We start from the raw sequence: 26,460 nt of genomic DNA on the forward strand, positions 1-26,460 counted from the left end.
ATGGCCCTGACCGTCAAAAACCCCGAGGTCGAACGCCTGGCCGAGGAGGTAGCCCGCCTGGCGGGCGAGACCAAGACCGAGGCCATCCGTAAGGCCCTCCTGGAGCGCAAGGCCCGGCTGGCCCGCCCCGAGCGCCCGCGCAGCGAGGTCATCGAGGAGTTTCTGCGTGATATGCAAGACTTACTGCCCAAGGGCCGCCGTCCTACTAAAGAAGAAGAGGAAGAGATCCTGGGCTTTGGCCCGGAGGGCTACTGATGGTGCTGGACAGCTCGGTGCTGCTGCATATTCTTTTCCGCGAGCCGGGTTACCCGGAGGTTGCGCGCAAGCTGAACGGGGCTTCGCAGCTTTTGGTAGGGGCTCCAACCCTAGTCGAAACGGCCATGGTGCTGATTCATCGGGAAGGTGATACACAGTTACTTGTACTGGAAGACTTTTTGCGCCGCCTCCGGGTAGAAGTGGTGCCTTTTACCGAGGAGCATTACCATGAAGCCCTCGCGGCTTTCCGGCGCTTTGGCAAAGGCCGCCACCCCGCGGCCCTCAACTTTGGCGACTGCCTGAGCTACGCGGTGGCCAAGGTGAGCGGCCTGCCCCTGGCCTACGTGGGCGACGACTTCGCCCAGACCGACTTGTCATGATACTCGCGGCCCTCGTCCTCCCCTTAGAAGGCCCCGCCCGCCCCGACCCCGACGGCTGGCGCGGCCTGGTGTACGGCATGCTCAAGGAAATAGACCCCGAACTGCACGCGGCTCAGTCTAACCCTTTTAGCCTGGGGCTTGGTGGGGCCGAGGGGCAGTGGTGGGTGCGGATTGGCCTTCTGGATGAGGGGCTGTATGCCCGCCTCTCGCCCCGCTTGTTTGGCCTGGTGGGTCAGAGCGTCAAGGTGAAGGCGCCCTTCAGGGTCCAGGCTGTGTTGCAGGAAGAGCACCCCTGGGCCGGCGTGAGCACCTATTCCCGGCTTTTCCAGGGGCAGGCTTCGGCCAGCCTGGGCCTGCACTTTGCCAGCCCCACCTTCTTCCGCCGCAAGGGAAACAGCTACCCTCTGCCTGAGCCTAAGCTGGTCTTCGACTCGCTCACCCAGCGCTGGAACGCCTTTGCCCCGGTCAAAGTACCCCCCGAACTGGCCGAAACCTGGGAGCGGGCGACCATCACCCGCTTCCAGGGCCACACCCAGGCCATCCGGCCCAACCCGGACGAACGGGGGGTGGGTTTTGTGGGCCGGGTGGTGTACCACCTGCCCGCTGCCAAGCCCACCGAGGCCCAGTGGATGCAGGCTTTGGGGCGGTTTGCTTTTTATGCCGGGGTGGGGGCCAAGACCAGCCTGGGGTTTGGGCGGGTACGGGGGTTTGATCCCATGCGGAAGGAGAAATCTGCCAATGGAAGACTTGAAGCAGAAGATTCATCAAGTTTGGCAACACCTCAAGACCCAGGAGCTTGAAGGCGCAAAGGCGCAGCATTTTTACAACCAAAATATCTGGCCGTTGTTGCTCGATCTCTGGCGGCAGGAGCCCCAGGTACACCCTTTTCGGGAGAACTTCGATGTATCCATCCACACCCTGGGCACCAGTCCGGAAGCCACCACCCTGGCCGCTTTGGGTCTGGGCGCTTCAGAGGTGTACGTTTTGCACACCCCAGAGAGCAAGCACTACCTAGCTCAGCTTCAGAAAGACCTGGGCCGCGAGATCTACCCTATCCAGATAGGTAAAAGCGATGTTACCCGGCTCTACCAGGCAGTCGGCGAGCAAGTACGCCAGCATCCGGGCAAAAAAATTGCCCTGGACCTCACCAGTGGTACCAAGGCCATGAGCGCAGGGATGGCCGCAGCGGGTTACTTCTTGCAAAGGGTGCACCCCAGTTTGCGGGTGGCTTATGTGGATAACGATGACTTCGATGCGATTTTGCGTAAACCAGTAGCCGGCACCGAGAAACTGATTCTGCTGCCCAACCCCCACGAGGTACTGGGCGACCTTGACGAGCACCTGGCTCAGGAGTTTTACAAAGCGCGGGAGTTCGGCAAGGCCGCCGACCGCTACAACGAACTTCGCCGAAAGACCGGTCAGGGCGGCTTTGAGGTGTATGCAGCGCTGTGCGATATGTACCAGCGGTGGTACGCCTTGGACTTTGAGGGCGCGCTGAGCAATGCGGAGCGCCTGTTGAAATTTTTGAGCCAGGATGCTTACCGCAATCATCCGCTAAACCTTCGCGCCAAACGCATAAAAGAGCAGAAAGAAGGCCTCGAGGGCATCGTTAGTCTGCTTGAGTCGCAAAGTTTTACCGAGAAAAAGGACATTCTTTGGTTGACTGCAACGCTGCTACAACTGGGTGATGAGCGCAAAGAACGGCAGCCGGTCTTGGCGGCGCTCTACTTTTATCGGGCCCTCGAGCTCATCTTGCAGCACCGTATTGCTGTTAACGGCAGAAGCAACGACAATCCAGTACTGACCCCCGAGGAGCAAGACCACCTGCGCCAAAGCCTGGCCAGATGGCTGAAAAAATCTTTGGAGGAGATAAAGCCCATCAAAAAGTTGGGTTTGCTAGAGAGTATGGCCCTATTGCGTTATTTGGAAGACCCCCTACTTGATAATTTCTCCGAAAATGATTTGCAGGGCTACCAAGGGATGTTGCAAAGCCGCAACAAAAGCCTTCTCATCCATGGTCTCGAGGTGAGCAAAAAAGGCGATGTGGAAAAACTTCAGCAGTTTGCGCGAAAGCTGTACCTAACCACACGCGAAGAGGCCAAGCTGGCGTTGTCGGTTGAACCGGTAGAGCTGATGTGACCCTCCACCTCACCGAGCAGTCGGCTACCCTGCGCCTACGCCAGGGCCGCTTGATGGTGGATCTCGACGGACAAACGCTGGCCCAGCTCCCCGCCCGTAAGGTGCGGGGGGTGGTGGTCTGGGGCAACGTGCGGCTCACCACCCTACCGATGCCGTGAACGCAGCGCTTTCGTATGGCTACATGGTTTTGTTGGGCCGCGTCCTGCTGGCCTTGCACCTGGCGGGCCTGCACCCCGAGCTGGGCCTTTTGCATGCCGAGGGCCGCCGCGCCCCTGCCCTGGCCTTCGATCTGATGGAGGAGTTTCGCGTGCCGGTGGTGGATGCTGTGGTGGTGGGGGCCTTTTTGCGCGCCGAGCTAACCCCCGAAAAGCACAGCGAAGCCCGCAATGGCGGGGTATACCTCAACGATGCCGGTCGCAAAACCTTGCTGCGCCTGCTGGAGACCCGCTTTGCCCAGGAGGCCCAGCACCCCAAGGGTTTTCGTAAACCCTACCAGCAACTCATCGAGACCCAGGCTGCCCGGCTCAAGGCGGCCATCCTGGATCGCGCTACCTACACGCCCTTCTACCTGTGGAGATAATATGCCCACCGACTCGCACTTTTTCACCATTACCTACGACATCCCCGACGATGGCCGCCGGGTTAAGGTGGCCAACACCCTCAAAAGTTTTGGCGAGCGGGTACAGCTTTCGGTATTCGAGTGCTGGCTGAGCCCGGCCCAACTTGCCGAACTAAAGAAGCTGCTGCAAAAGAAAGCGAAGCTCTCCCAGGACAGCATCCGCATCTACCCCATTGGGGGCACGGTAGAGGTACTGGGCACGGGCCAAATCGCTGAAGACCCCGACTTCCTGATTCTCTAGCCTGCGTTAAGCAAACCGTTACACGGCCCCCAACCCCCACAAATGCCGCCGCAACCGCACCCCCTTGTGGCCCAAAGCCCACAAAATCGCCCATCCCCACACAGTGGAAGCAACTTCCAAAAATGACCCATTATGTTTTGCGCAAAATGCTATAATACCTTTGTCGGGCTTCTCGACGGCGCTTCTTGAAAACCAAAACGTGCGATAAAAAAGGCAAACCCGCGCTATAAAAAATCCAAAAGTGCGGATTTGTAAGCACCCATCGCAAAAACTACCATTTTCTACCCAGTTATCCACAACCCCCCTGTGGATAACTCGATTTTCTCATAAATACCCCCCTCCAGCCCCCTGTACAGGACGGCATTTAACGGGGTATGCTGTCGCAAAACCTTAGCCCCGAAAGGGGATTGCAACCAGGCGAGGAAGGCGGCGGTAAAGCCTAGAAAAAACCAAGTCGCAAAACCTTAGCCCCGAAAGGGGATTGCAACATAAAAAAAGAAGATATAGAATATTTTGCAGATTTTGTGTCGCAAAACCTTAGCCCCGAAAGGGGATTGCAACGGCCTCAAAATAGGGCGCTGGCTGCCGTCCTTGCCAAGTCGCAAAACCTTAGCCCCGAAAGGGGATTGCAACTTTCTTTCATCCGCCGAGCCAGGGCCTCGGCGGCCCCCCCGGTCGCAAAACCTTAGCCCCGAAAGGGGATTGCAACTCACGGGTAGAGCTTTTGGTTTCGCGGCGGCGGGTGTAGTCGCAAAACCTTAGCCCCGAAAGGGGATTGCAACACTTCTACATCACGTATACCCAACGTGACTTTAGGGCTATGTCGCAAAACCTTAGCCCCGAAAGGGGATTGCAACTCCAGAGCAGCCGGGGGCAGCCATGAGCGGTCAACCAATGTCGCAAAACCTTAGCCCCGAAAGGGGATTGCAACCTCGCCCAAGCGTGGGTACTTGGCCATGAACTCCTCCAGTCGCAAAACCTTAGCCCCGAAAGGGGATTGCAACCCGGAGGACTACCTGCCCATCCACAGCTGGTTTGATGCTTGTCGCAAAACCTTAGCCCCGAAAGGGGATTGCAACCTTGACGTCACTAGTGACGTGCACGCCGTCACCCAAAAGTCGCAAAACCTTAGCCCCGAAAGGGGATTGCAACAGTGGTGTACAGGTGTACGCACCCCATGATTGGCAACGTGTCGCAAAACCTTAGCCCCGAAAGGGGATTGCAACACGTTGCTACCGAAATGCAATAGAAATTGACAAAGTCGCAAAACCTTAGCCCCGAAAGGGGATTGCAACTTCAGGTCCCCGTCGTTGGCCTGGGCAGCCTCGAACCGGTCGCAAAACCTTAGCCCCGAAAGGGGATTGCAACTACAGGCCAGCAAACCCGAGGCAGTGAACGAGCTATGTCGCAAAACCTTAGCCCCGAAAGGGGATTGCAACCCTCTGGGGGAGAAGAAGGATCCTTAGCCGCATCGTACCGTGTCGCAAAACCTTAGCCCCGAAAGGGGATTGCAATTTTGTGTCTTGATTGAGCTTTGGAAGAGATAATGCAAAATACAAACCCCCGGTTTGGCGCGGGGGTTTGTTGGGAGGCTTTTCGATTTGCTCTAGAACTCTTCGTCCCACTCCACGATGGTCTCGCTGGTGAGGCCGGGGTTGGGCTTGGCAGCGGATGTGCCTGCGGTGGCTGCGGCGGTGGGTACTGTGGGCCTTTGGGCGCGCCGCAGGGGGGTGCGTTGGTTTTGTAGCAGGCCAAACTGGGCAGCGATGCCCCGCAGGCCAATGGTGGCAAAAATAATCACCAAAAACACCGTAAGTCCCCAGAACAACTGCGCTACCAGGTTTTGTTGGATGGAAAGGTTGGTGAGGACACCCAGGAAAGGCAACCGCCCGTAGCGAGAGTCGGAAAGAATAGAACCGATGTAAGAAAGGCCTTCCATCATGGCCGGGAGCAGCAGGAAGAAGAAGGCCAGCCCCAGGAAACGCCAGTAGATGTTGCGTCCCCCGAAGGTGAGGGTTAGCAGATACAGCGGAAAGAAGGCCAGCATCCCCGCCAGGATGAACAGAAAAGCCCGGGGGATGCCCAGAATGGTCTGCAGCAGCCAGACCTGTACGTCGTGGAAGGCACCCAGGCTTTGGCCCTCCAGGGCCAGGCCGTTCTCGAGCAGCTCCCCCGAGAGCACCGTAAAGTCGCTGGTGCGCAGGCCTACTGCATTTTCGGCCAGGGCAAAGACCCGGCTGGTGCGCTGGGCCAGCTCGGGTCGCAGGGCCTCGACCAGGGGCTGCACGGCGGTTTTGTAGCGAGCGTTGACCTGAGCCAGAGTACGGCGGGCGGTGTCGCTCTGGCCGGTCTCGGCCTGGGCCTGGGCCTCCAGCAGGCGACCGCGCACCTCGAGCAAGGCCCGCTTCCAGTCGTCGATGCTGTAGATGCCGGCTCCAGAGAGACTATCGGCGATCCGCTCCAGCTTGCGGTTGTCTTTGATCAGGAAGCGCAGGTCACCCAGCAACTGCTGATAGGCGTCGGTGGTGGGCGTGGGCGTAGGAGCCGCAGCTTGAACCGGACGTGGCGCAGGGGCAGGTTTGGGCGTGGCGGGGACAACGGGGCGGGCAGCAGGCTGGGCTGCGGCGGCCCTGGCCGGGGTTGCCTCCCTGGGCGCCGGGGGGGTGCGGGGTGCCTCTAGGCGAACCCCCCCAGCAGCGGGGGGGTTTTGGGCGGTAGTGGTGGGGTTACTTCGCCGCTGGCTTTGCGGGGCCGAGGCGGCTTTGAGAAAGTTCTGGGCCTGAGTGACCAGCGCTTGCACGTCGGTTTTGAAGCCGTTGAGGTTGCCGCTGGAAAGCTTGCCCAGGGCATCCACGAACCCCTTGGCCGTGAGGCCCTGGGCGCGGGGGGAGTCCTGCACGATCAGGTACAGGGCATAGGCCCGGGTGGCCTCGAGGTAAGCCTGCACGGCACTGGTCTGGGCCTGGGCCCGCTGGAGGGCGTTGGTAATGCCCTGGGCATAGGTGCGCTCAAACAGGCGACGCAGGCCGTCGAGGTTGTTGGCGGCGGCCAGGGTCTGGGCCTGGGCTTGCAGGCTATTGGGCAGCCCGCTGGCCGAGAGCACCTTGGGCAGCAGGCGGCTGGCGTCGGCGCTATTGCCGGCAGCCAGGGCGCTGAAGTAGTTGTCGTAGAGGGCCTTGCCCATAATGGCCTTGATGATCTGGATGCGGGCCTCGAGGTCGGTGTTGCTGCGGCGGGCCAGGGCCTGGCGAGCATCGGCCAACGATTGCTGCACCCCCTCGCGCAGCACCGGGGCCAGTTCGCTCGCTCCCTTGCGGAAGTCGTCTTCGGCTTTGGACAAAAGCTCTAAGGCCCGCGCAGGGTTGCTGTTTTGCAGCGAACGCACCTGATCCAGCGTGGGCGCGAGCTGGTCGTACAAGGTGAGGGCCGGAGCGGCCCAGGCCACGCTCCACAGAGCGAGTATCGCAAACCAACGCTTCATCGTCATAACCTCCTAACGCTCCCCCACCTGGATGGCTTCAATCTTGCTCATTCGATACAGCAGTTGCCCCAGATTGGTGTCGTTGCGTGTGAGCACAGCCAGGTAACCACGGTCAAGCGGGCGTAGTACCAGCTGAGCTTCCCTGAACACAGTGTAAAACACCTTGTAACTCCCTTTACGTTCAAGTAACCGATGCACGGTGGTCAACAGGCTTACCAGACTCTCATTATAAACTCCCAGACGGCATTCTTGACCGTAACTGGACTCCAGCACCACCGCCAGCACCCCCTCTCCCCGGGCCAGATCCAGTACCAGGGCCTGGCGGTCTTGCTCGCGTTCTAGGTCCACGTACTCGGTCAGGTCGGTGGTCTCGAGGGTGGGCCGGGTGGAGTTGCGCACCACCTCGACGCTGGGGGTCTGGGCCTTGAGCTGGCGCACCAGCTTTTGCAGGTCGGGCATCAGTCCACTCACAGGAAGAACGCCCATCAGCTCACGCTGCAAGGATCCCTCGATGAGCTCTGCCCAACTGCGGGGCCCCAGCAAATCCGGCGACTGCCCCCGCAGGGCCCGCTTGAGCAGGTTGTGGGCGGCCACAGGCGAGATCACCCGCGACAGGGCCTCGATAATTTTCTGCTCGGTATCGTTCAACTATGCCCTCCAGGGGTGTTTATGGGCCGAAACACACAAGGCCTGTGGAAGATTATAGTGAAGCCCTTGTCAAAACCAGGGTCATCTTGTACCATACCCGTTGCCTGCTTGAACAGGCTCCGCGTTTTGGGGCATCGTCTAACGGCAGGACTACGGATTCTGGCTCCGTCAATCGTGGTTCGAATCCACGTGCCCCAGCCAGATTTATCTTGAAGGCTGCGTCTTGTGCCATGCGCTGGGAAGCGTCCTCAAGATAAACCCAACTGGCCCCATCGACTAGCGGTTAGGTCACCGCCCTTTCAAGGCGGCGGCAGGGGTTCGAATCCCCTTGGGGTCACCAGAAAACCCCCGGCACGCACCGGGGGTTTTAGTTTTGAAGGTCTATAGGCTGTTGTCAGTCTGGGTTTTGGCCCGTTTATGAGTCTGCCTATCCATCCTTTGGCCCGCGCCCGCCTTACCTGGGGCAGTGCCCTGGGCCTGTTCATGACCGGGGCCATTGGGGCGTCGGTAGGGGCGGTCATTCCGCAGTGGCAGGCCGAGTTTGGCGTGGGCCCGGAGCTGGCCTGGTACTTCAACCTTTTTTTTGTGGGGGCTTTGCTGGGTATCTTTTTGGGCAGCCGGATGCGCCGACGCCACCCCTGGCTTCCCCTGGCCCTGCTGGCCGAGGGGCTGGGACTGCTGCTCATTGCCCTAACCCCCCAGATGGGCGGGGTGTTTGGGGCTGCCTTGCTGATGGGCCTGGGGGTGGCGGTGGCCAACTTTCATTGCAACGCGCTTCCGCTCGAGCTCTACCCCAAGGGCCAACTGGTTGTGCTTTACCGGGTCAACACCGCGTTTGGGGTGGGGGCGGTGCTGGCCCCTTTGCTGATGGTGGGGCTGCCCTGGCGCTGGGGCTATGGGGTGCTGGCCCTGGTGGCCCTGGTGGCGGCGGGATTGCTGTGGAAAACGCCGGCGGCTCGAGCGCGCACCGAGGCCCCCGAGGCCCGGCAGTCGTGGGGTTTGCTGCCCTTCGTGCTGCTGGCGGCGGTGTCGTATGTGGCGGTGGAGCTGGTCATCTCGAGCTTCTCCGGGGTCTACCTGCGCCACCTGGGCTACGACCCCCGCTGGCTGGGGGTGCTGCTCTCGTTGTACTGGGTGGCCCTCACCCTGGGGCGCTGGTTGCTGGCCGATTTTGTAGCGGCCAGACCCCTGGCCCGGCTGGTTGGGCTGCACCTGGGGGCGGTGCTGGTGGCGCTGTGCTACCTGGTGCCTCCTTTGGCCTGGCTCTTTCCGCTGGTGGGGTTCTGGGTAGCCCCCACCTTTCCCACCCTGTATGCCTTTACCGAGCGCACCATTGGCTACGGGGGGCTGGCTTTTTTGTTCTACGCCGCGGCGGTGGGCAGCAACCTGGTTCCGGCGGCTTTTGCCCTGCTGCCCCGAGAGGCCCTGGCCCCGGGTATGCTGCTGGTGGTGGGCTGGATGACCGCCATGACCTACCTGCTCTGGAGAAAGAGTGAAGCTCGAGGCCCTGTTATTTGACCTGGACGGCACCCTGGCCGATACCGACCGCCTGCACGAGCAGGCCTGGCTCGAGGGCCTGGCCCGCTACGGCATCCAGGCCGACCACGCCTACTACCAGACCCAGATCAGCGGGGGCCTGAACCCCGAGATTGTGCGGCGCCTGCTGCCCCAGCTCCCCTGGGCCGAAGGCGAAGCCTTCCTGGCGCAAAAGGAGGCCCGCTTCCGTGAGCTGGCTGCCGGGGTGGGGCCCTTACCCGGTTTGCGGGCGCTGTGGAACTGGGCCACCAAGCGGGGGCTCCGCAGGGCCCTGGTGAGCAACGCCCCCAGGGTGAATGCCCTGTTCATGCTCGAGCGGCTCGAGCTCAGTTTCGACTGCGTGGTGCTGTCGGAAGAGCTGCCCGCCGGTAAGCCCGACCCGCTGCCGTACCGCAGGGCGCTCGAGCTACTCGGGATAAGCCCGGACGAGGCCCTGGCCTTCGAGGACTCCCCCTCGGGCGTGCGGTCTGCCGTGGGGGCCGGTATCCGCGCCGTGGCCCTGACTACCGGACACCGGCCCGAAGCCCTAAAGCGAGCGGGGGCCTTCTTGTGCATTGCCGACTTCACCGATGAGCACCTGTGGGGCTGGCTGAAAAGCCATGAGCCAGCAGTGCCCTAATAAACCCAGGGAATCAGCTTTTTGACCCGGCCCCGGTAGCTTGGGTAGTCGGGGTAGCGCTCTTGCAGAAAGCGCTCCTCGAGGCCTGCCTTGCGGTCGAGCAAACCGAACAAAAGCCCGCTCAACAAAAGCGTCCAGGGGTTAAGGTGCGCCAGGCTGCTCCCAATGGCCCACAGCAGCACCCCGCAGTAGATGGGGTGCCGCACCACCCGGTAGAGCCCGGTTTGTACCAGGTAGCCCTCAGGCCTGGGCTTGGGTAGGGCGGTCAGGTTGCGCCCGAGTTGCCACGCCGCCAGGAGCAGCACCAGGAGCCCCCCCCAGGCCAGCCCCTGCCCCAACCCGGTAAGCCAGGGCGGGCTAAAAGAAGGTGTGAACCACAAAGCCAGCCCCAGCAGGCCCAGCAGGCCAAACTGCCCCACCACGTACCACTCACCCCGCTCGCCGAAGCGCATAGGGATAGGATACCGGAACCTCCTCAAAGTGTTCGTAGACTAAGTTGCACCCAGGGCCGGATAAAATAAAACCACTCCTTCCTCCCCCGATGGGGAAGGTTAGGTGGGGGCATAACACCCAGTCAGGTTACCTCCCTACGAGCATTAGTAGCCCTGCCCCCACAGCTCCACACCGGTGGCCGAGGCCAGGCTCGAGAGCACCCTGGGCATCAGCCAGAACTGCGCCAGCAGCATAGGCAGCAGAACCACCCAGGCCAGCGGCCAGAGGTTGTAGGGCGGGTAGACCAGCACCAAGAGGCTCCCGCTCAAGGAAGCAAGGCCCAAGCCCACCAAGAGGCGCAGCAGACCGCTCACACTTTACATGTAGCCCCGCTCAGTTACCGAGGCATTACCTTGTCGGGGGACGGTAGCGGGTTCGCTCAGTTGCGCCGCAAGACCTCGGCATCGGCGGGGCGCTTGCGCAGGATTTGGGGGGTCAGGTTGGCGCGGCGGAAGTTGCTAAAGCTGAGGTCGGCCAGAACTTTATTGCTGTTGTCGCGCAGGGTAATGGCCAGGGGGCGCGGGTCGGACTTGAGCACCAGAATTTCCATGCTGGCAAAGCCCAGCGAGGCGTCCTTGGGGCTGCCGCCAATGCGCCAGGCAGCCCCGGCGGGGGTGTTTTGCTCGCCCAGTAGCCTGAGGGTGACCCGCTCGGCCAGCTGGTCGAAGTCGCCCAAGTCGGTCAGGTTGATGCCCAGGCCCTCTATGCGGGCCTTGGCTCGAGGTTGGATGATGACCTGGTTGGTCAGAAACAGGTAGTTCCAGACTTCTTTATCCGAAATCACCACGAAGTTGCCCTCGAGGGCAGCGGGTTTTTTGAACTCCACCCGGGCCAGTTGCTCCTTGCCTGGAATCACCTGAAGCCGGAACTCGGCGTCCTGGCTGCTGCCGTCGGGCAGTTGAACCCTGCCGGTGATGGTGGCCTCCCAGGGTGAGCGATCCAGGTTGGCCTGCACCTGGCGGGTGATCTCGGCGATGGTCTGGGCCGCTACCAGGCCAAAGGATACAAGGGCGATTGCCAGCAACTTTTTCATTCAGTGCCTCCAAAACTGAGCGTGTAGCGTAACCATAGCGAAAACCCACCGTCGTAGCTTGCGTCGGCGCGGAAGCGGTAGGCTTCCACTCCCAAGCTAGCAGCCCAGGGGTAGGCGGCGGTTAGGCGCAGCTTAAGATTGTTGAGTTCCTCGTCCAGGGGTGCGGTGAGGGCGGCCTCGAGCCGCCAGAGCTGCCCGGCCCGCAGGGTGGTCTCGAGCAACGTCCCGGCCTCGTCGAGCTCGCCCCGCCAGCCCAGCAGGGCATACAGGCGCGAATCATCTACCCCCAGGCCAAGGGTATAGGTCTGCTCCTGGCGCAAGGCATAGCTAAGCTCGCCCGAGCCGCTGGCAAGGCCGGCCAGGCTGCGCTTATAGCCCAGCCCCAGGCCCAAGGTTTCCCGAGGGCTCAGGCGGTAGCGCCCCAAAAGGCCCACCCTGAGCCCCCCCAGGGCCTCGTCCCCCACCCACAAAGCCGAGCGCTGGGTGGTGCTGTACAGGGCCTCGAGGCTGGCCGCTACCGGCCCGAAGGTTCCACCGATGCGGCTTTCGACGCCCCAACCCGCAAACCCCAGGCCGGCCCGCACCCGGTAGCTCAGGCGTCCCAGGGCGCTAAACTCGAGGGTGCGTGCAAGACCTACCCCCAGTGCATCGCGTTGAAATCGGGCCTCCAGCGCAAAGTCCCCCAGCGGCAGGGTGGCTTCTGCGGTAGGCGTCAGGGCGTCGGGCAGGCGGCCAAAAAGCCCCATGGTAAGGGATTGGGCCAGGCCAAAGGCCGAAAGCTGAAGGCCCAGGACGATAAGGACGAAGTGCAACAAGCGCCGGTATTGGTGAAATCCCATCTGAATCATGTGATTCCCTTCTATCGGGCTAAAGATTACCCCGACCAAATGTCGTTTGAGCTTTCCTGGGTGGCTTCCTGGGTCTGGAGCTTCCATGTAGATTTCGGCCTGGGGCAAGGATCCACGGATTCCATGATGACCTGTGACCTGAGATTGAGCGAATGAAGCTGATCATGTCCTTTATGCGGCCAGCCGCTTACCAAAGCGCAGGCTGGCTAAGCCTAGCACGGCCACGCTAAAAATGCTTAGCGCCAGCAGGTCAATCCAGAGGGTCTCGAGGCCCGCCCCCCGCAGCATCACCCCGCGCGTACCGTCAATCAGATAGCGGGCCGGAATGACTGCCGACAACGCCTTGAAAAAGAGGGGCATTCCGTCCACTGGGAACACAAACCCCGACAAAAAGATGGTGGGCAGAATATAGGCAAAGGTGCCAAACACCGCCTGAATCTGGGTGCGGGCCAGGGTGGAAATGAGCACCCCCACCCCCAGTGAGCCCAGCACAAAAAGCACAATTAGCCCAAAGAGCAGCAGAAGGCTGCCGCGCACCGGCACGCCGAATACAAAATGCCCCAGCGCAAGCACCACCAGGCTGACCAGGGTGGCGATGACAAAATAAGGCAGCACCTTCCCCAGCACCACCTCGTAGGGCTGGATGGGGCTGGCAATCAGGGCCTCCATGGTGCGGCCCTCGTTTTCCCGCACAATCGAGAGGGCCGTGAGCAACACGGTAAAAATGGTCATGATCAGGCCGATAATGCCGGGGATGGTGAACCAGGCGGTTTTGTTGTCGGGGTTGTAGAGGGTGTGCAGGGTAGGGGTGAGGGGCGGGGTGGTGGCGGTTCCGGCCAGTACCTTGCCGGCCAGCAGCCTGCTGTTCACATCGCCCAGTACCTTGCGCAAAGCAGCCTGGGTCTGAAAGGCAAAGTTGGGGTCGGAGCCGTCCACGTAGACCTCGAGCGTCACCGCTTTATCCTGCCGCACGGCTTGCAGGGCGCCAGCCGGTATCACCAACCCCACCCGGGCCCGGTTTTGCTGAATAGCCTGTGGAACCTGCGCCGGGTCTTGAGCAATGTGGGTGAGGGTGAAGCGATTTTCTTTTTGTAGCTCTTGCAGCAGGTACTGGCTGATGCGGTCTTGCGAGCCATCGTAAACCGAGAGCCGAATGCCCGAGAGGGTGAAGTTGATGGCATAGCCAAACAACAGGGTCATGACGATGGGCAGACCCACAATCAGCCGCGAGAGCACATGGTCGCGCCGGATCTGGGTGAACTCCTTTTGGGCCAGGGCGGCAATGCGGTTCACGCTGCACCTCCTTTTTGGCGAGTCAGGATGATAAACACGTCTTCCAGGTTGGGGTACACGGTTTGGAGGGGTAGGGGCGGGGTGGCCTGTTTATCCAAAATCAGCCGCACCCCGTTGCCGCTGGGCCAACCATCCAGCACACCGGGCAGGGAGCGAATTTGTTCCAGGGGCAAGCTGGTCTCGCTGTAGACCACCTGGGCACTTTGCAGGGCCAGCTGCTCGAGTTCGTGGGGGGTTCCCTGGGCAATCACCTGGCCGCCAAAGAGCAGCGCCAGCCGGTGGCAGCGCTCGGCCTCGTCCATGTAGTGGGTGGTGACCAGCACCACAGCGCCTCGAGCGGCTTCCTGGTGAATCAGATCCCAGATGATGCGACGCGAGACCGGATCGAGGCCGGTGGTGGGCTCGTCCAGAAACACCACCTGGGGCCCGTGTACCACCGCCTGCGCCAGGGCCAGCCGTTGCCGCCACCCTCCCGAGAGGGCCCCGGCCAGCTGGTGGGCGAAATCCTGCAAGCCAAAGCGCCGAATGGTCTCCTCAACTGCGTAGGGTACGGCTCTGGCGTCCAGGTAGAGCCGGGCGCGGAACTCCAGGTTCTCCCGCACCGTGAGGTCGCGGTAGACGCTGGCTTCCTGGGTGGCATAGCCGATGGCGGCCTTGACCTGTTCGGGGTTGCGGCGCACGTCCAGCCCGGCCACCAGGGCCCCGCCGGCGCTGGGCAGCAAGACCCCGCTCAGGATGCGGATGAGGGTGGTTTTGCCCGAACCGTTGGGGCCCAGCAGGCCAAACACCTCGCCGGGACGCACCTGCAAGCTCACCTTGTCCAGGGCCACCAGGTTGCCAAACCGCCTCGAGACCTGCTCAACGCTGACCACGCTGCCTCCCTTCCAGAAAACCCCGCACGTGGGCCTGCAAATCGAACGGGGGCTGAATCCCCATGGCCCCCAACATCAACACCCGGGCAAAAAGCGGTCCCAGCAGCGCTATGGCTGCTTGTGAAGGGGTCTCCTCCGCACGCAGACAGGCTTGTTTTTGCAGCTCGGCAAAAAATTCGAACACCCTCGACATGGCCTTGCGCAAACCCAGGGGCCCGGTTTCGCCGCGCAGCTCGGGGTGACGGGCCAGCTCGGGCAGCAAGCGTACCAGCAAACCCTGGTTGGCCTCGAGCATCTGCAGGTAGCGCTCGGTCAGGTACAGCAGGTCGGCCTCGAGGTTGCCCGAAAGCCGGGGCAAGACCTGCTCTACCGGAGGGTGTAACTTCTGCACGGCCTCGTGCAACAGGGCTTCCTTGCTACCAAACTGCCGAAACAGCGTGACCTCGGAGACCCCAGCCCGGGCCGCGATTTCGCGGGTGGTGGCGCCTTTGTAGCCCTTTTCCGCTAGGAGCTCCAGCCCCGAACGCATCAAGGTTGTGCGGGTGGCGTCGGCCTCCTCAAAGCTTGAAAGTAAGTACATACTTACATCTAGCCTAGCCTACAGACCCTCTTGGGTCAAGCTGTGCAGAGCACGCTTTGTCGAGAAGCCTTTGCCGCTTTTGCCTGCGGATGTCAGAATGGGTGCGCTATGGCGAATCTCAAGAACCTGCCTGTTGGTAAAAAGGCCCCCGAAATTGTCCATATGGTCATCGAAGTGCCGCGTGGTTCTTCCAACAAGTACGAGTACGACCCCGACCTCGAGGCCATCAAGCTCGACCGAGTGCTGCCCACGGCCCAGTTTTATCCGGGCGACTACGGCTTTATTCCCTCCACCCTGGCCGAGGACGGCGACCCCCTCGATGGCGTCATCCTCTCCACCTACCCCCTCTTGCCCGGCGTGGTGGTCGATGTGCGGGTGGTGGGCATGGTGGATATGCAAGACGAAAAGGGCGGGGATGCCAAAATTATCGGGGTGGTGGCCGAAGACCCGCGCTGGGACTATATCCAGAACCTGAACGACGTGCCTACCGCCTTTAAGCAGGAAATCCAGAATTTCTTCGAGACCTACAAGGCCCTGGAGGCCCACAAGGGCAAGTGGGTCAAGGTTTCGGGCTGGAAAGACAAGGCCGGTGCAGTGGCCGAGGTGCAGGCCTGTATCGAGCGCTTCAAAGAGGTCAAAGATCGCTAGACCTACCGCATTTTTGCGGGTTGTGTGTCTTGCGAAAGGTCGCAATGCGGGATGTTTGAAATGGCTTGACCAGCCAGGGGCCTTTGTGGTTATGTAATCGAACGAGCTATCTATGGCCTTGCAGCAGCGGATCGAATCTTTATTGAAGGCGCTGGAGGTGCCCGACCTGGGGGTCGAGATGCCCCAGGTGAACGACGAGGAGGGTTTCCTCGAGGCCCTGGAAGCGGCCATCCGTAGTTTTATCGAGGACGGCGAAGACGACGAAAGCCCCCTGGGCTTAATTGAGTCCGACCCTTCCGCCTACGACCTTAGCGATGAGCCCGATACCGAAGAACTGCAAAACGCCGTCAAAGACTTCATGAACGCCGGCGACTCCCAGCTCACCCTCATCACCCCCGAGAGCCCCCTCCAGCCCGATGGCGGCGAAAACCCCAACAAGTTCTGGGTGTTCTTGCTCCAGATGCCCACCCTTTCCGAGCACCGCTGGTGGGCCATTGTGGACAAAAACGGGCGGAACGAAACCTATAACTACGGGATTATCTAGCGATCTGACTAACAAGAGGTTATGCAGTTGACCGGCGCGGTGGAGTACCAGAAGCTGCTGCTTTGGCCTGGGTTGCTCGCAAAAGCCGGTGTGCCTGACCTATTCGTACACCTCATGCCAGATAGGCCGCCCGGTGTAGAACGTTACCCCCCAATCCCCACCATAACCCGCTCGCGTAAAGTGGGGAGGGTGTTGCCAAAAGCAGGCTTACGGTCGGTGGCCAGCAGAATGGCATCTACCAGAGCTTCAACAGGGTTGGGGGCCTCGAAGGCCCAGGCGATGTCCATTTCCAGGTCGGTCAGCAGGCAAGGCCTTAGTTTCTTATCGGCCGTGAGGCGCAAGCGGGAGCACTTGGAGCAAAAAGCCTCGGTGACCGGGTTAATAAAGCCCACTGTACCCACCGCACCGGGAATACGGTAAACCCGGGCCGGGGCGGTGGGGTCGTTTTCTACCTTTTCCAATGGGCCGAAGTGGGCCTCGATTCTGGCCCTGGTCTCGGCCCCGGCGATGAAGCGCTGCTGGTAAAGCTGGGGGTTGGAGTTATCGAGGTGCATATACTCCAGAAAGCGCACCTCCAGCGGCTTGTCCAGCGAGAGTGAAGCCAGGGGGATCACCTCGTCGTCGTTCATACCCCGGATCATCACCGCGTTGATTTTCACCGGATGCAACCCCAGCGCCCAGGCGGTCTCGATGGCGTCCCAGACCTTCTCGACCTGCCCACCTCGGGTCATGGCTTTGAAGACCTCGGGGGTCACGGCGTCCATCGAGAGATTTATCCGCTTGAGACCGGCGTTCATCAGTTCTTTGGCTTTGCGGGCAAACAGAAGCCCATTGGTGGTAATGGCAATGTCCTGGATACCCAGCTCTTTTGCCACGGCAATCATCTGCGGCAGCTCCTTGCGCACCAGCGGCTCGCCTCCGGTAAAGCGCACCGACTCCAGGCCCAGCATCTGCATGGCCTGCAGGAAGTGGTGGGTATCCTCGACCGAGATGGTGCCCGGGGGCTCGGACTGCTCCCAGCCTAGCGGATGACAGTACAGGCAGTGCAGGTTGCAGCGCGGCGTAACCGAAAGCCGAAGGTCTTTGATGATGCGTCCGTAGTTATCAATCAGCTTCACTGTGATGACCCCGTGTTGCATATTCTAGCAACACGGTCGACTTATGGCGCAAGAGGGGTTACAAATATCCCGGTAGGGGTCGAGAGTCGAGGATTCCAATATCACTGGTCTATATCGCTGGAGAAGCAACAAATCTCAGGTCAGAGGTGCAGTTTATTTAGCTTTCCAACTCTATCCACACTCCCAGGGGCCAAACTGAAATAAACTGAAATTATGAAGGTCATCGTGTTGTTTGATGGGCTGTGCAATCTCTGCAACAGCACGGTGCAGTTCATCATTCGCCACGATCCTTCGGGGCGTTTCGGGTTCGCCTCGCAGCAGTCCGAGATTGGGCAGAAATTGCTCGCGCAGCACAATATCTCAACTGCGCAGGCCCTAGCGGATAGTGTGGTGGTACTGGAAGGCGATAAGGTCTGGCTCGAGTCGGACGCGGTGTTTCACATCCTCTACCGGCTGGGTGGCATCTGGAGCATCCCGGCGGTGCTGTGGTTTTTACCCAAGCGGCTGCGGGACTGGGCCTACCGCAGGGTAGCGAAGCACCGCTACCGCATTTTCGGCAAACGTGAGCATTGCATGGTGCCCACTCCAGAACTCAAACAGCGCTTCCTGGACGTGTAAATTTGGATATCCTCGAGTCTGGTTCTCTGCCACCGCATAGCAAACGCGCTACCGGCTATGTATAGACCATCGGAATTCTTGAAACGGATAGTGCAAAACCGAAGGGTGGTTTAGCCTGGAGATATGGCCGATTATAAACGCTTTGGCCTGGCCCTGGGGGGTGGAGGGGCCAGGGGGTACGCCCACATTGGGGTGATGCGGGTCCTGGAGCGCGAGGGCTTTAAGCCCAGCGTGATTGCCGGCACCAGCATGGGCAGCCTGATGGGGGCCATGTTTGCCAGTGGGCACACCGCCGATGAGGTGCAGGAAGTGCTCTCCCAGGTATCTTTCTGGCGTTTTCTGGACTGGAACCCCCTGAGCGATATGCTCAACTACAGCGAGCTGGTGCGATTCTTGGAGCCCCATATCCCCCGCCAGATGGAGGATTTTCCCATTCCTCTGGGCATCACCGCCACCGACCTGATCACCGGCGCCGAGGTCTATTTTCGCCAGGGCGATGTGTTCCAGGCCATTCGGGCTTCCATTGCCTATCCGGGGGCCATCAATCCCATCTGGGTGGGAAACCAACTTTTGGCCGACGGGGGCATCCTGAACCAGATTCCGGTAGATCTGGTGCGCTTTTTGGGTGCCGAGCGGGTGATTGCGGTGGACGTGACCCCCCTCGAGGTTCTGCGCGAACAGCCCCACAAGAAAAGCTGGTGGGAACAGATTTTTCGCCGTGGTATTGATGCCAACCCCATCCAGAACGTGTACCGCGCCGTCGAGATCATGCAGATTCGGCTGGCCGAGGTCAAGCTGGCGGTATCGCGCCCCGACCTGGTGCTGCGGCCCAAGCTCGAGGGCATCGGGCTCTTCAGCTTCCAGCAGTTGGAGCAGGCCATCCAGGATGGGGAAGCGGCGGCCTTAGGCAAGCTCGAGGAGATTCAAGCGCTGCTTACTACCGAGGCTTGATACCGGATTCAAAAAGACAGTTCACAAAACCAAAAAACCATAGGTTGTCTTTTTGAATCCTAGAGCACTCCCTTCGGTCGGGTTGATTCTTTACCCAACGGTAACGAATCAACCGAATCTGGTATGCGTTCTTGTAGGCGGCTCATCCCTTCCTGCTCCAGTCTTTGTAGCAACCCCCGGCACAGCTTTTTCGCCATAAAAGGCCCCTCGTAGACCAAGCCAGTGTACACCTGTACCAGCGTGGCCCCGCCTGCAAGCCGCTCCCACACGTCCTCAGCGCTGAAGATGCCCCCCACCGAGATAATGGGCAAACGGCCCTGTAGCCTTGTGTGCAGGTACCGGAGCACCTCGAGCGAACGCGCTCGCAGCGGCTTGCCCGACAGCCCGCCGGCCTCGTCTGTGGGCGTAGTCAGCCCTGCGCGGCTGGTGGTGGTGTTGGTAGCAATCAGCCCGGAAAGCCGGTACTGTTCCACCAGCGCCAGAATCTGGTCTATCTGCGCCCAGGTTAGGTCGGGGGCAATTTTGAGCAGCAGGGGTTTGCGGCCCTGGACAAAGCCCACAAGCGCCGCAAGCAGCTCTTCCAGCCGGTCTTTGTCCTGCAAGGCCCTAAGCCCCGGCGTGTTGGGAGAGCTGACGTTAACGACAAAGTAATCGCCATAGGGCCAGAGGATAGAGAGGCTTTGCAGGTAGTCCTTTGGCGCTTCTTCCAAAGGGGTTGCTTTCGACTTCCCCAGGTTGATGCCTATGGGCACCGTGAGCTTGCCGAAGGTTTGCTGCAAGTGCTTCAGCCGAGCGGCAATGGCCTCGGCCCCCTCGTTGTTAAAGCCCATGCGGTTGATGAGGGCCTGGTCCTGGGGCAGCCGAAAAAGGCGAGGCTTATCGTTGCCTGGTTGGGGCAGTGCCGTTACCGAGCCGATTTCCACATGCCCAAACCCCAGCGCCGCCCAGGCCCGTACCGCCACCGCGTTTTTGTCGAAGCCCGCCGCCAGTCCGATGGGGTTGGGGAAGCGCAGGCCAAAGGCCGTGACTGCGAGGCGCTCGTCCTGCACCGCGCAGAGCCGACGCATGAGCTCGAGGGTAGGCCCCCGCTGTCCCAGCCAGGCCAGGCCGTGCATCACCCGTTCGTGAATGGTCTCGGGATCCTGGCGAAACAACCAGGGTTTGAATAGTTCGTACACGGGGAAAGAATAGCAGGAGCAAGGGGGTACCTGGGAGCAGAGGCCCGGGGGCAGGAGAAAAGAAAAAGGGACTGAAGACAGTCCCCTGCGAGCTTTTCGGATTCCTTTGCCCTGCTCCCTGCACCCTCTATCTGTACTGGGCCAGCAGGTTTTTGGCGATGATGACCTTCAGGACCTCGCTGGTGCCCTCGCCGATGCGGGTCAGACGGGCGTCGCGCCAGTAGCGCTCCACCGGGTACTCCTGGATGTAGCCATAGCCACCCAGAATCTGGATGGCCTCGTCGCAGGCCCGCACACCTGCTTCCGAGGCAAATAGCTTGGCCTGGGCCGCGGCCTGACCAAAGGGCCTGCCGGCATCGCGCAGCTCGGCGGCCTTGAGATATAAAAGGCGTGCGGCCTCGAGTTCGGTCGCCATGTCCGCCAGCTTGTGCGAGACGGCCTGGAAAAAGGCGATGGGCTTGCCAAACTGCTCGCGCTCCAAAGCATATTTGGCCGCAAACTCCATTGCGGCCCGCCCCAGCCCCACCGCCATAGCAGCGATGCCGATGCGGCCCCCTTCCAGTACCTTCATCACGTCGTAGAAGCCCTTGCCCCGCTCGCCCAGCAGGGCTTCTTTGGGCAGGTGGATGTCTTCGAAAATGAGCTGGGCGGTGTCGGAAGCGTTGAGCCCGAGCTTTTTTTCCTTGCGCCCAATGCGCAAGCCCTGAATGGGCGCCTCGAAGACCACCGCCGAGAGCCCCAGGTGTTTTTTCTCTTCGCTGGGCGCGGCATCGGTGCGGGCGTTGACCACATAAATGCCTGCCACCGACCCCTGGGTGATGAATTGTTTGGAGCCGTTCAGCACCCAGCCCGAAGCGGTCTCTTCGGCCCGGGTGCGCATAGCGGCCGCGTCCGAACCGCTGCCCGGTTCGGTCAGGCCCCAGGCCCCCAGTACCTCGCCCGAGGCCAGCCGGGGGAGAAACTGCCGCTTCTGCTGCTCGTTGCCCGCCAGCAAAATGTGCCCGGTACAAAGGCTGTTGTGCGAGGCCACCGTGAGGGCCAGGGCACCGTCTACCGCTGCAACTTCTTCAATGATGCGGGCAAAAACACGCGTCGAGAGCCCCGCCCCGCCATACTGCTCGGGCACCTGGGCCCCCATCACGCCCATCTCGCCCAGCTTTTTCACAATCTCAAAGGGAAATGCGCCTGTCTGGTCACGCTCGGTGGCGGTGGGGGCCACCTCGGCCTGTAAAAAGTCCCGCAGTGCGCCGATAATCTGTCGCTCCTCGCTGTCCAGCTCGAACCACAAGTCCCTGGGGCGGTCTGCAATCATTGGGGGTTCCTCCGTACAACCAATATATCACTTTTTATAACAGGTGTTGGAAATACGTTACAAAACACTCGAGGCCGATGGCGGTTTTGCTCGGTGTTCTGGATGCGCTTCGCAGTGAAATAAGCCGCAGGTGATATAGTGAATCATCGTGAATCCCTACAGCTTTAGTACACTTGTGTTGGGATTTCGAGTCGTTTTGGAGGAACGCCTGAATGGAGCTTGAAGCCGGTGCAATTGTAGAAGGTCGCGTCACGCGAATCATGGAGTTTGGGGCTTTTATCGAGTTTCCCACGGGAGAATCGGGGCTGGTACACATCTCGCAGGTGGCCCACGAGTTTGTCAAGAACATCCGCGATCACCTGAACGAAGGCGATGTGGTCTCGGTGCTGGTGCTGGGCCGCGACGACAAGGGCCGCCTCGACCTCTCCATCAAGGAGCTCACCCCAGCCCCCGTCGAACCCCCCCGGCCCAAGCGCTTACCCCGCCAGGCCCCCGAGTTTGAAAACAAACTCAAAAGCTTTTTGCGCGGCTCAGGTGGTTTTGGTGGCGGTGGAGGCAGCAAAAAGCCGGGCGGTGGAAAGGGTGGGCGCAAGCGCCGCTAAGGCATTGGCGCATATATTTTGAAGGATGACCCGACCGGCCAGCCCTTAGGGTTTACGACAGCACAGGTTGAAATGAGAATCCAAAGCGGAGTTGGCCCCACTTCTTTGGTTTTTTCCGCCCACGTATTGCCAGGCGGCTTCGGATTGTCCTCATTCAAAATGGACAGCGTCTTGGGCGCCATCCGGCCCGTTGCACATGCAAATGACAAAGGTGGGCGGTGTGCCTTTGCTAGAAGCTTTCAGCCATGAACCTTTGTGAGCCCTGCTTGCTCCAGGGTCAAGGCAGGAACCAATGAGCGAGGAACCAAAACCCTCTAGCGGTAGTGTCCTACGGGTAATACCAGATTCGGTTAGTTCGCCACCCTTCGGTGACGAACTAACAGGGCCGAAGTTATCCGCGTAGCGGAGGGCGATACCGCCCCTTGGAAGTTATCCGCGTAGCGGAGGGCGTAAGCCCCTTTGGAAGGGAGACGCTTTTTTCGCCGACCGTTCGGGAGGGGTGTGCTCTAGGATTCAAAAAGACAACCTATGGGATTTTGGTCTTTTGAACTGTCTTTTTGAATCCGGTATAACCCATATCAGGCTCCTTCTTCATCAAAGCTCATGCCCATGATGCTGTAGCCTGCATCCACGTATACCGTCTGGCCGGTGGTTCCGCTGGACAGGGGAGAGAGCAGGTACAGGCCCAGGTTCCCCACCTCCTCGTGGGTAATCATGCGCCCCAGGGGGGCGGTGGCGTTGTACTTGGCCACCATCTTGCGAAAGCCGGGGATGCTCATGGCGGCAACGGTGCGGATGGCCCCTGCGCTGACCGCATTGACCCGGATGTTCTTCTTACCGAGCTCGTAGGCCAGGTAGCGTACGCTGGCTTCCAGGGCGGCCTTGGCAATGCCCATCACGTTGTATTTGGGCACCACCTTCTCGGAAGCGTAGTAGGTTAGGGTAACCAGACTGCCCCCTTCGCGCAGGAGCGGCTCGGCCTCGCGGGCCACCGCCACCAGCGAATAGGCCGAGACTTGCAGGGCAGTGTTCCAGTCAGCGGCGGTGGTATCAATAAACCGCCCTTCCATGGCCGGGCGGGGGGCAAAGGCAACCGAATGCACTAGATAATCCAGTCCTCCCCAGGCGCTCTGCAGATCGGCAAACATGGCCTTGAGGGCGGTTTCGTCGGTTACGTCCACCTGATACAGGCGCTGGTTGGGGCGCCCGGCGGTGAGCTTTTCGAGTTTTTCCCGCAGCCTCTCCCCCTGGTAGCTAAAGGCTATTTCGGCCCCAGCAGCATGCAGTTTTTCGGCGATGGCCCAGCCCAGGCTGTGCTCGTTGGTTACGCCCATGACCAGGGCTTTCTTGCCGGACAAGTCAATACAGACCATAACCCCCGTATCTTACCCGCACCGCCTCGAGGATTGGCAATCCCTTGGTGGAGTTTCGAACAGATTCCGACCGCTTCCTGGCAAAGCGTTCCGCAGGTTGCTTTTACGCCTCTGAACCAATCCTCATAAAACCCTATTAGAATAATGTCTACAACAGGTTGTTTAGATTATTACCAATAGTGGGACATTTCTCACTACCGCAGGTGACAATCCTGAGACTATAAACATTCTTCAAATGCACGAATCTCTTTCGGCAGCAAGGGAGGTAGATATGCAGACGCTCCAACAGGGGGTGGCAACCATGGGAGGCATTCAGTGTGAGTGGGTTCCGGGCACCATGAACCAGGTCAAGGTTCGCTTGCCGGGCCATGATGTACAGGTGAGCCTCGAGCAGCTGCAACAGATTGCCGGGGTAGATGCAGTACACGAACTCTACCTCAAGGGCCTGATCTCCCTCCCTCTGAGCAGCAAGCTGCGCGAAGCCTTCGATAAGGCCTAGCCCCGAGCGAGTTCCCATCAGGCGACCCTGCGGGGTCGCTTTGTTGTGATTTGGCTAGGGGTTTCTCGCTCATGGTATTTTGTGTCCCCCGTTCAGTAGAATACGGTATGCCTGCAGCCCAGGAGGGGTTGGCTCGCTTTGGCGACGCAGAGAACTGTCTCAAGCATCTGGAACGCTCGAGGCGCGAACTGGTGCGCTTTGTGGAAAGCCTTACCGACGAGCAGCTATTTCATCGGCCCGGTGCAGAGGTCTGGAGCGTTGCCGAGGTGTTGGAACACGTTTCGCTGGTGGAAGAATCGGCGGGCAAAATTATTCGTCGCTTGCGCAAGGTGGCCCTGGGCGAGGCCGAGCCTTTCCCCCCGTCTTCCCCCGGTCAGACCCGCCCCGACGGCCGCCCCCTGGCCCCGCCCCTGACGGAGCCCAAGGGGGGGCTATCCCGTGCGGCCCTGTTGGAGCGACTACAGGCCGTGCGCGAGCGCGTGCTGGCCGAGGTAGCCGAAAGCGGGGAACGTTTGTCGCACCCCCCTACCTACGCGCACCCTTTTTTTGGCGATCTGACCGCCTTGGGCTGGCTGCAAACCCTGGTCTATCACGAGCGGCATCATTTGCGGCAAATTCAAGAACGATTGGGGGCTTTATGAAATGGGAAGATCTGCGCAAGAGCCAGAATGTGGAAGACCGCCGGGGACGCGGCCCCCGCATGGGGGGCCCTGCCGGCATCGGCATAGGAGCGGTGATACTGGCCTTGCTGGGTGGGTTGTTGTTTGGGGTGAACCCTGCCGATATTCTTTCCCAACTCCAGGGCGGGCCCGTGACCACCGCCCCGGCTCCCCAAAACACACCTGCCAACGACCGGGAGGGCCAGTTTGTGCGTTCCATCGTGGGCGACCTGGAAGATACCTGGGGGCAGATGATCCAGGGCTACCGGCCCCCACAACTGGTCTTGTTCGATGGCCAGGTGGAGTCGGCCTGTGGATATGCCAGCGCAGCGGTGGGGCCTTTTTACTGTCCCCGCGATGCCAAAGTGTATCTCGACACCAGCTTTTTTGATCAGATGGAGCGCCTGGCCCGGGGGCAGACCAGCGACTTTGCCAAGGCCTACGTGATTGCCCACGAGGTGGGCCACCACATCCAGAACCTGCTGGGCATATCCGACAAGGTGCGCGCTCAGCAAGCCCGCAGTAGCCAGACGGTGGCCAACCAGCTCTCGGTGCGCCTGGAGTTGCAGGCCGACTGTCTGGCCGGGGTCTGGGGCCACTACGCCCAGCGGCGCGGTTTGCTCGAGTTTGGCGATGTGGAGGGGGCCATTGCAGCGGCCAGCGCCATCGGCGACGACAACCTTCAGCGTCGTTCGCAGGGCTATGTGGTGCCGGAGGCCTTCACCCACGGTTCGTCGGAGCAGCGGGTGGCCTGGTTCAACCGGGGTTTCCAGAGCGGCGACCCCAACCGCTGCGATACCTTCCGCAACTAACCGGCGGCTCTTTGCTTGCGCCACCAGCGATAGAGCTGGATAGAGGCCCAGATGCCCCCCAGGGCCAGCAGTTGTAGCCCGGTGCCCCGCCAGGGGTTTTGCGTGACCTTCCAGTAGTCGAGCAGGTTGTAGAGCGGAACCATCGCGATGAGGTGCGCGGTAAAGGTCCACAGCGAGGCCGACCCCAGGGGAATTAAGAACCAGCCCACCCCACGGGAAAGCGGCAGCCAGAACCAGGTGATGAGGATATAAAAGGCCTGCAGATACAGCGCAACCAACAGCAGCCTGGGCCATACCAATGGTTCGGTGTTGGCATCGCCCAGCACCGAACGATCCAGCCAGGGCAGCCAGCCCTGGGCATGAACCATAATGAGCGCAGCAGCCGTCAGCAAAACCCCTACCCCCAAGCCATCGCGCAGCCAGGGTCTTTGGGCCCAGAACCGGGCTAGCTCGAGGCGGTGGAAGCCTACTACCAGCCCCACAAAAAACAAAACTTGCCAGGCTGCCGGCATGAAGATCGAGGCAATGGGGGCCCCGACCACGGTGGGAAACACCTGGCTCAAGATGTACACCGCCCCCGAAACCAGCAGTACCCACCTGCCCTGCCTGCGATACAGCAGCCAGAAGGCCAGGGGGGTGAACAGCATGTACCAGACATACAGCCCCAGAATCTCCGAGCCGTTGTAGCCATCTTGCAGGGTGAAAACACCGGCCACAAACTCCAGCACGTTTTGCTTTTTGTCCCAGGGGTCGTACCAGACCCTGAGCCCCAGCAGGCTGAGGCTCATGAAGCCCAGGGCAATCAGAACCGCCGTGCGGTAGAGCACCAGCAGCCGCGACAGAACCCGCTCGAGGGATTGCAGGAGGGTCTGGCGGCTGGCCAGGATGCCTAAGGTGAGGCCAGAGATGAAATAAAAACCCTCGGCGGCACTGATGTAAAAGTTGAGTCGACCCGAAAAAACATACAAAAACGATTCGCCGCCAATATGGTCAATGGCCATCGCGAACAGGCAAAAGCCCCGCAGCCAATCTATGCGCAAATCGCGGCTTGTAGAGTCGGAATATACCCAAGAACGTAACCAGGAGGCCATATGCTACCCAGTATAAATT

At 60.6% G+C, this 26,460-nt stretch carries 31 protein-coding genes, 2 tRNA genes and 1 CRISPR repeat array; of the genes, 19 read left to right on the forward strand and 14 right to left on the reverse strand.

Going from position 1 to position 26,460, the window contains the following annotated elements; translation table 11 throughout:
* From Q0X23_RS06685 to cas2, 7 genes are read left to right on the forward strand one after another with little or no spacing between them, the layout of a single operon-like run.
* Positions 1-255: a type II toxin-antitoxin system VapB family antitoxin gene (locus tag Q0X23_RS06685; RefSeq protein WP_276955495.1), complete on the forward strand. Its 255-nt coding sequence runs from the start codon at positions 1-3 to the stop codon at positions 253-255.
* Positions 255-635 carry a type II toxin-antitoxin system VapC family toxin gene (locus tag Q0X23_RS06690; RefSeq protein WP_297859586.1) on the forward strand — a complete coding sequence of 127 codons (381 nt, stop codon included), beginning with the start codon at positions 255-257 and terminating at the stop codon, positions 633-635. Before Q0X23_RS06685 ends, Q0X23_RS06690 begins: the two co-directional genes overlap by 1 nt.
* The gene (gene cas6 / locus Q0X23_RS06695; protein WP_297859587.1) at positions 632-1,435 is read left to right on the forward strand and encodes a CRISPR-associated endoribonuclease Cas6; all 804 of its coding nucleotides are present in this window, start codon (positions 632-634) and stop codon (positions 1,433-1,435) included. The genes Q0X23_RS06690 and cas6 overlap by 4 nt, the downstream gene beginning before the upstream one ends.
* Positions 1,374-2,774, forward strand: a complete 1,401-nt coding sequence (locus Q0X23_RS06700; RefSeq protein WP_297859588.1) for a TIGR02710 family CRISPR-associated CARF protein — start codon at positions 1,374-1,376, stop codon at positions 2,772-2,774. Before cas6 ends, Q0X23_RS06700 begins: the two co-directional genes overlap by 62 nt.
* Positions 2,771-2,932, forward strand: a complete 162-nt coding sequence (locus Q0X23_RS16160) for a CRISPR-associated endonuclease Cas1 (protein ID WP_374707447.1) — start codon at positions 2,771-2,773, stop codon at positions 2,930-2,932. Before Q0X23_RS06700 ends, Q0X23_RS16160 begins: the two co-directional genes overlap by 4 nt.
* Positions 2,929-3,354 (forward strand): CRISPR-associated endonuclease Cas1, encoded by a 426-nt coding sequence (gene cas1, locus Q0X23_RS06705; protein ID WP_374707448.1) that lies wholly within the window; start codon positions 2,929-2,931, stop codon positions 3,352-3,354. Before Q0X23_RS16160 ends, cas1 begins: the two co-directional genes overlap by 4 nt.
* Before the next feature lies 1 nt (position 3,355).
* Entirely contained in the window at positions 3,356-3,634 is a 279-nt protein-coding gene (gene cas2 / locus Q0X23_RS06710) for a CRISPR-associated endonuclease Cas2 (protein WP_297859589.1), read from the forward strand.
* A gap of 379 nt (positions 3,635-4,013) precedes the next feature.
* Positions 4,014-5,149: direct repeats of the CRISPR family, unit length 35 nt; unit sequence GTCGCAAAACCTTAGCCCCGAAAGGGGATTGCAAC.
* 91 nt (positions 5,150-5,240) lie between these two features.
* Here cas2 and Q0X23_RS06715 read toward each other — a convergent pair.
* Together Q0X23_RS06715 and Q0X23_RS06720 are read right to left on the reverse strand one after the other, a co-directional pair.
* Positions 5,241-7,115 (reverse strand): hypothetical protein, encoded by a 1,875-nt coding sequence (locus Q0X23_RS06715; RefSeq protein WP_297859590.1) that lies wholly within the window; start codon positions 7,113-7,115, stop codon positions 5,241-5,243.
* Positions 7,116-7,127: 12 nt separating this feature from the next.
* The gene (locus tag Q0X23_RS06720; protein WP_297859591.1) at positions 7,128-7,763 is read right to left on the reverse strand and encodes a hypothetical protein; all 636 of its coding nucleotides are present in this window, start codon (positions 7,761-7,763) and stop codon (positions 7,128-7,130) included.
* 127 nt (positions 7,764-7,890) lie between these two features.
* Between Q0X23_RS06720 and Q0X23_RS06725 the strand changes: the two genes are divergently transcribed.
* The 4 genes from Q0X23_RS06725 (at position 7,891) to Q0X23_RS06740 (ending at position 9,918) form a co-directional block, all read left to right on the forward strand.
* Positions 7,891-7,964 (forward strand) — tRNA-Gln (locus Q0X23_RS06725).
* Between the two features lie 64 nt (positions 7,965-8,028).
* Positions 8,029-8,103, forward strand: a tRNA-Glu gene (locus tag Q0X23_RS06730).
* Positions 8,104-8,180: 77 nt separating this feature from the next.
* Positions 8,181-9,281: a sugar MFS transporter gene (locus tag Q0X23_RS06735; protein ID WP_297859592.1), complete on the forward strand. Its 1,101-nt coding sequence runs from the start codon at positions 8,181-8,183 to the stop codon at positions 9,279-9,281.
* Complete coding sequence (locus Q0X23_RS06740) at positions 9,256-9,918, forward strand: HAD family phosphatase (protein WP_297859593.1); 663 nt, start codon at positions 9,256-9,258, stop codon at positions 9,916-9,918. The genes Q0X23_RS06735 and Q0X23_RS06740 overlap by 26 nt, the downstream gene beginning before the upstream one ends.
* Here Q0X23_RS06740 and Q0X23_RS06745 read toward each other — a convergent pair.
* The 7 genes from Q0X23_RS06745 to Q0X23_RS06775 form a co-directional block, all read right to left on the reverse strand.
* Positions 9,915-10,370 (reverse strand): isoprenylcysteine carboxylmethyltransferase family protein, encoded by a 456-nt coding sequence (locus tag Q0X23_RS06745; RefSeq protein WP_297859594.1) that lies wholly within the window; start codon positions 10,368-10,370, stop codon positions 9,915-9,917. The genes Q0X23_RS06740 and Q0X23_RS06745 overlap by 4 nt on opposite strands.
* A gap of 144 nt (positions 10,371-10,514) precedes the next feature.
* Entirely contained in the window at positions 10,515-10,724 is a 210-nt protein-coding gene (locus Q0X23_RS06750; protein WP_297859595.1) for a hypothetical protein, read from the reverse strand.
* A 65-nt stretch (positions 10,725-10,789) separates the two neighbouring features.
* The gene (locus Q0X23_RS06755; RefSeq protein WP_297859596.1) at positions 10,790-11,443 is read right to left on the reverse strand and encodes an outer membrane lipoprotein carrier protein LolA; all 654 of its coding nucleotides are present in this window, start codon (positions 11,441-11,443) and stop codon (positions 10,790-10,792) included.
* On the reverse strand, positions 11,440-12,291 hold the full coding sequence (locus tag Q0X23_RS06760; RefSeq protein ID WP_297859597.1) for a hypothetical protein: 852 nt from the start codon (positions 12,289-12,291) through the stop codon (positions 11,440-11,442). Before Q0X23_RS06760 ends, Q0X23_RS06755 begins: the two co-directional genes overlap by 4 nt.
* Positions 12,292-12,462: 171 nt before the next feature.
* Positions 12,463-13,584 (reverse strand): ABC transporter permease, encoded by a 1,122-nt coding sequence (locus tag Q0X23_RS06765; protein WP_297859598.1) that lies wholly within the window; start codon positions 13,582-13,584, stop codon positions 12,463-12,465.
* A complete protein-coding gene (gene ccmA / locus Q0X23_RS06770; protein ID WP_297859599.1) occupies positions 13,581-14,456 on the reverse strand; it encodes a heme ABC exporter ATP-binding protein CcmA in 876 nt (291 codons plus the stop codon). Before ccmA ends, Q0X23_RS06765 begins: the two co-directional genes overlap by 4 nt.
* Complete coding sequence (locus Q0X23_RS06775; RefSeq protein WP_297859600.1) at positions 14,443-15,036, reverse strand: TetR/AcrR family transcriptional regulator; 594 nt, start codon at positions 15,034-15,036, stop codon at positions 14,443-14,445. The genes ccmA and Q0X23_RS06775 overlap by 14 nt, the downstream gene beginning before the upstream one ends.
* Positions 15,037-15,144: 108 nt before the next feature.
* Here Q0X23_RS06775 and Q0X23_RS06780 point away from each other — a divergent pair, with 108 nt between their 5' ends.
* On the forward strand, positions 15,145-15,684 hold the full coding sequence (locus Q0X23_RS06780) for an inorganic diphosphatase (protein WP_297859601.1): 540 nt from the start codon (positions 15,145-15,147) through the stop codon (positions 15,682-15,684).
* A 112-nt stretch (positions 15,685-15,796) separates the two neighbouring features.
* Positions 15,797-16,228 (forward strand): hypothetical protein, encoded by a 432-nt coding sequence (locus tag Q0X23_RS06785; protein WP_297859602.1) that lies wholly within the window; start codon positions 15,797-15,799, stop codon positions 16,226-16,228.
* A gap of 143 nt (positions 16,229-16,371) precedes the next feature.
* Here Q0X23_RS06785 and moaA read toward each other — a convergent pair whose 3' ends face one another.
* Positions 16,372-17,367 carry a GTP 3',8-cyclase MoaA gene (moaA, locus tag Q0X23_RS06790; protein ID WP_374707449.1) on the reverse strand — a complete coding sequence of 332 codons (996 nt, stop codon included), beginning with the start codon at positions 17,365-17,367 and terminating at the stop codon, positions 16,372-16,374.
* Between the two features lie 192 nt (positions 17,368-17,559).
* Between moaA and Q0X23_RS06795 the strand changes: the two genes are divergently transcribed.
* Both Q0X23_RS06795 and Q0X23_RS06800 read left to right on the forward strand, forming a co-directional pair.
* Positions 17,560-17,964 carry a thiol-disulfide oxidoreductase DCC family protein gene (locus Q0X23_RS06795; protein WP_297859604.1) on the forward strand — a complete coding sequence of 135 codons (405 nt, stop codon included), beginning with the start codon at positions 17,560-17,562 and terminating at the stop codon, positions 17,962-17,964.
* A 123-nt stretch (positions 17,965-18,087) separates the two neighbouring features.
* Entirely contained in the window at positions 18,088-18,915 is an 828-nt protein-coding gene (locus tag Q0X23_RS06800; RefSeq protein WP_297859605.1) for a patatin-like phospholipase family protein, read from the forward strand.
* A 59-nt stretch (positions 18,916-18,974) separates the two neighbouring features.
* On the opposite strand, the gene Q0X23_RS06805 is transcribed toward Q0X23_RS06800, so the two are convergent.
* Positions 18,975-20,093: a quinone-dependent dihydroorotate dehydrogenase gene (locus Q0X23_RS06805; protein WP_297859606.1), complete on the reverse strand. Its 1,119-nt coding sequence runs from the start codon at positions 20,091-20,093 to the stop codon at positions 18,975-18,977.
* 127 nt (positions 20,094-20,220) lie between these two features.
* Positions 20,221-21,405 (reverse strand): acyl-CoA dehydrogenase family protein, encoded by a 1,185-nt coding sequence (locus Q0X23_RS06810; protein WP_297859607.1) that lies wholly within the window; start codon positions 21,403-21,405, stop codon positions 20,221-20,223.
* A gap of 212 nt (positions 21,406-21,617) precedes the next feature.
* On the opposite strand from Q0X23_RS06810, the gene Q0X23_RS06815 reads away from it, so the two are divergent.
* Positions 21,618-22,007 (forward strand): S1 RNA-binding domain-containing protein, encoded by a 390-nt coding sequence (locus tag Q0X23_RS06815; RefSeq protein ID WP_119341975.1) that lies wholly within the window; start codon positions 21,618-21,620, stop codon positions 22,005-22,007.
* Positions 22,008-22,585: 578 nt separating this feature from the next.
* Here Q0X23_RS06815 and Q0X23_RS06820 read toward each other — a convergent pair.
* Positions 22,586-23,380, reverse strand: coding sequence for an enoyl-ACP reductase (locus Q0X23_RS06820; RefSeq protein ID WP_297859608.1), 795 nt, complete (start codon positions 23,378-23,380; stop codon positions 22,586-22,588).
* A 271-nt stretch (positions 23,381-23,651) separates the two neighbouring features.
* Here Q0X23_RS06820 and Q0X23_RS06825 point away from each other — a divergent pair, with 271 nt between their 5' ends.
* From Q0X23_RS06825 to Q0X23_RS06835, 3 genes are all read left to right on the forward strand, one after another.
* Positions 23,652-23,879, forward strand: coding sequence for a hypothetical protein (locus Q0X23_RS06825; protein WP_119341977.1), 228 nt, complete (start codon positions 23,652-23,654; stop codon positions 23,877-23,879).
* Positions 23,880-23,986: 107 nt separating this feature from the next.
* Complete coding sequence (locus Q0X23_RS06830) at positions 23,987-24,520, forward strand: DinB family protein (protein WP_297859609.1); 534 nt, start codon at positions 23,987-23,989, stop codon at positions 24,518-24,520.
* Positions 24,517-25,350, forward strand: coding sequence for a neutral zinc metallopeptidase (locus Q0X23_RS06835; protein WP_297859610.1), 834 nt, complete (start codon positions 24,517-24,519; stop codon positions 25,348-25,350). Before Q0X23_RS06830 ends, Q0X23_RS06835 begins: the two co-directional genes overlap by 4 nt.
* On the opposite strand, the gene opgC is transcribed toward Q0X23_RS06835, so the two are convergent.
* The gene (gene opgC / locus Q0X23_RS06840) at positions 25,347-26,441 is read right to left on the reverse strand and encodes an OpgC domain-containing protein (RefSeq protein ID WP_297859611.1); all 1,095 of its coding nucleotides are present in this window, start codon (positions 26,439-26,441) and stop codon (positions 25,347-25,349) included. The two genes, Q0X23_RS06835 and opgC, sit on opposite strands and share 4 nt — an antisense overlap.
* Positions 26,442-26,460 lie beyond the last annotated feature (19 nt).

The sequence above is a fragment of the Meiothermus sp. genome (genome assembly GCF_026004115.1).
Taxonomy (GTDB): domain Bacteria; phylum Deinococcota; class Deinococci; order Deinococcales; family Thermaceae; genus Meiothermus.

Bases quoted from the DNA above. Each gene is read 5' to 3' on its own strand.
- Q0X23_RS06685 (WP_276955495.1), top strand. From the start codon at position 1: ATGGCCCTGACCGTCAAAAACCCCGAGGTCGAACGCCTGGCCGAGGAG.
- Q0X23_RS06690 (WP_297859586.1), top strand. From the start codon at position 255: ATGGTGCTGGACAGCTCGGTGCTGCTGCATATTCTTTTCCGCGAGCCG.
- cas6 (WP_297859587.1), top strand. From the start codon at position 632: ATGATACTCGCGGCCCTCGTCCTCCCCTTAGAAGGCCCCGCCCGCCCC.
- Q0X23_RS06700 (WP_297859588.1), top strand. From the start codon at position 1,374: ATGGAAGACTTGAAGCAGAAGATTCATCAAGTTTGGCAACACCTCAAG.
- cas2 (WP_297859589.1), top strand. From the start codon at position 3,356: ATGCCCACCGACTCGCACTTTTTCACCATTACCTACGACATCCCCGAC.
- Q0X23_RS06715 (WP_297859590.1), bottom strand. From the start codon at position 7,115: ATGAAGCGTTGGTTTGCGATACTCGCTCTGTGGAGCGTGGCCTGGGCC.
- Q0X23_RS06735 (WP_297859592.1), top strand. From the start codon at position 8,181: ATGAGTCTGCCTATCCATCCTTTGGCCCGCGCCCGCCTTACCTGGGGC.
- Q0X23_RS06745 (WP_297859594.1), bottom strand. From the start codon at position 10,370: ATGCGCTTCGGCGAGCGGGGTGAGTGGTACGTGGTGGGGCAGTTTGGC.
- Q0X23_RS06755 (WP_297859596.1), bottom strand. From the start codon at position 11,443: ATGAAAAAGTTGCTGGCAATCGCCCTTGTATCCTTTGGCCTGGTAGCG.
- Q0X23_RS06760 (WP_297859597.1), bottom strand. From the start codon at position 12,291: ATGATTCAGATGGGATTTCACCAATACCGGCGCTTGTTGCACTTCGTC.
- Q0X23_RS06775 (WP_297859600.1), bottom strand. From the start codon at position 15,036: ATGTACTTACTTTCAAGCTTTGAGGAGGCCGACGCCACCCGCACAACC.
- Q0X23_RS06780 (WP_297859601.1), top strand. From the start codon at position 15,145: ATGGCGAATCTCAAGAACCTGCCTGTTGGTAAAAAGGCCCCCGAAATT.
- Q0X23_RS06785 (WP_297859602.1), top strand. From the start codon at position 15,797: ATGGCCTTGCAGCAGCGGATCGAATCTTTATTGAAGGCGCTGGAGGTG.
- moaA (WP_374707449.1), bottom strand. From the start codon at position 17,367: ATGCAACACGGGGTCATCACAGTGAAGCTGATTGATAACTACGGACGC.
- Q0X23_RS06795 (WP_297859604.1), top strand. From the start codon at position 17,560: ATGAAGGTCATCGTGTTGTTTGATGGGCTGTGCAATCTCTGCAACAGC.
- Q0X23_RS06800 (WP_297859605.1), top strand. From the start codon at position 18,088: ATGGCCGATTATAAACGCTTTGGCCTGGCCCTGGGGGGTGGAGGGGCC.
- Q0X23_RS06810 (WP_297859607.1), bottom strand. From the start codon at position 21,405: ATGATTGCAGACCGCCCCAGGGACTTGTGGTTCGAGCTGGACAGCGAG.
- Q0X23_RS06815 (WP_119341975.1), top strand. From the start codon at position 21,618: ATGGAGCTTGAAGCCGGTGCAATTGTAGAAGGTCGCGTCACGCGAATC.
- Q0X23_RS06820 (WP_297859608.1), bottom strand. From the start codon at position 23,380: ATGGTCTGTATTGACTTGTCCGGCAAGAAAGCCCTGGTCATGGGCGTA.
- Q0X23_RS06825 (WP_119341977.1), top strand. From the start codon at position 23,652: ATGCAGACGCTCCAACAGGGGGTGGCAACCATGGGAGGCATTCAGTGT.
- Q0X23_RS06830 (WP_297859609.1), top strand. From the start codon at position 23,987: ATGCCTGCAGCCCAGGAGGGGTTGGCTCGCTTTGGCGACGCAGAGAAC.
- Q0X23_RS06835 (WP_297859610.1), top strand. From the start codon at position 24,517: ATGAAATGGGAAGATCTGCGCAAGAGCCAGAATGTGGAAGACCGCCGG.
- opgC (WP_297859611.1), bottom strand. From the start codon at position 26,441: ATGGCCTCCTGGTTACGTTCTTGGGTATATTCCGACTCTACAAGCCGC.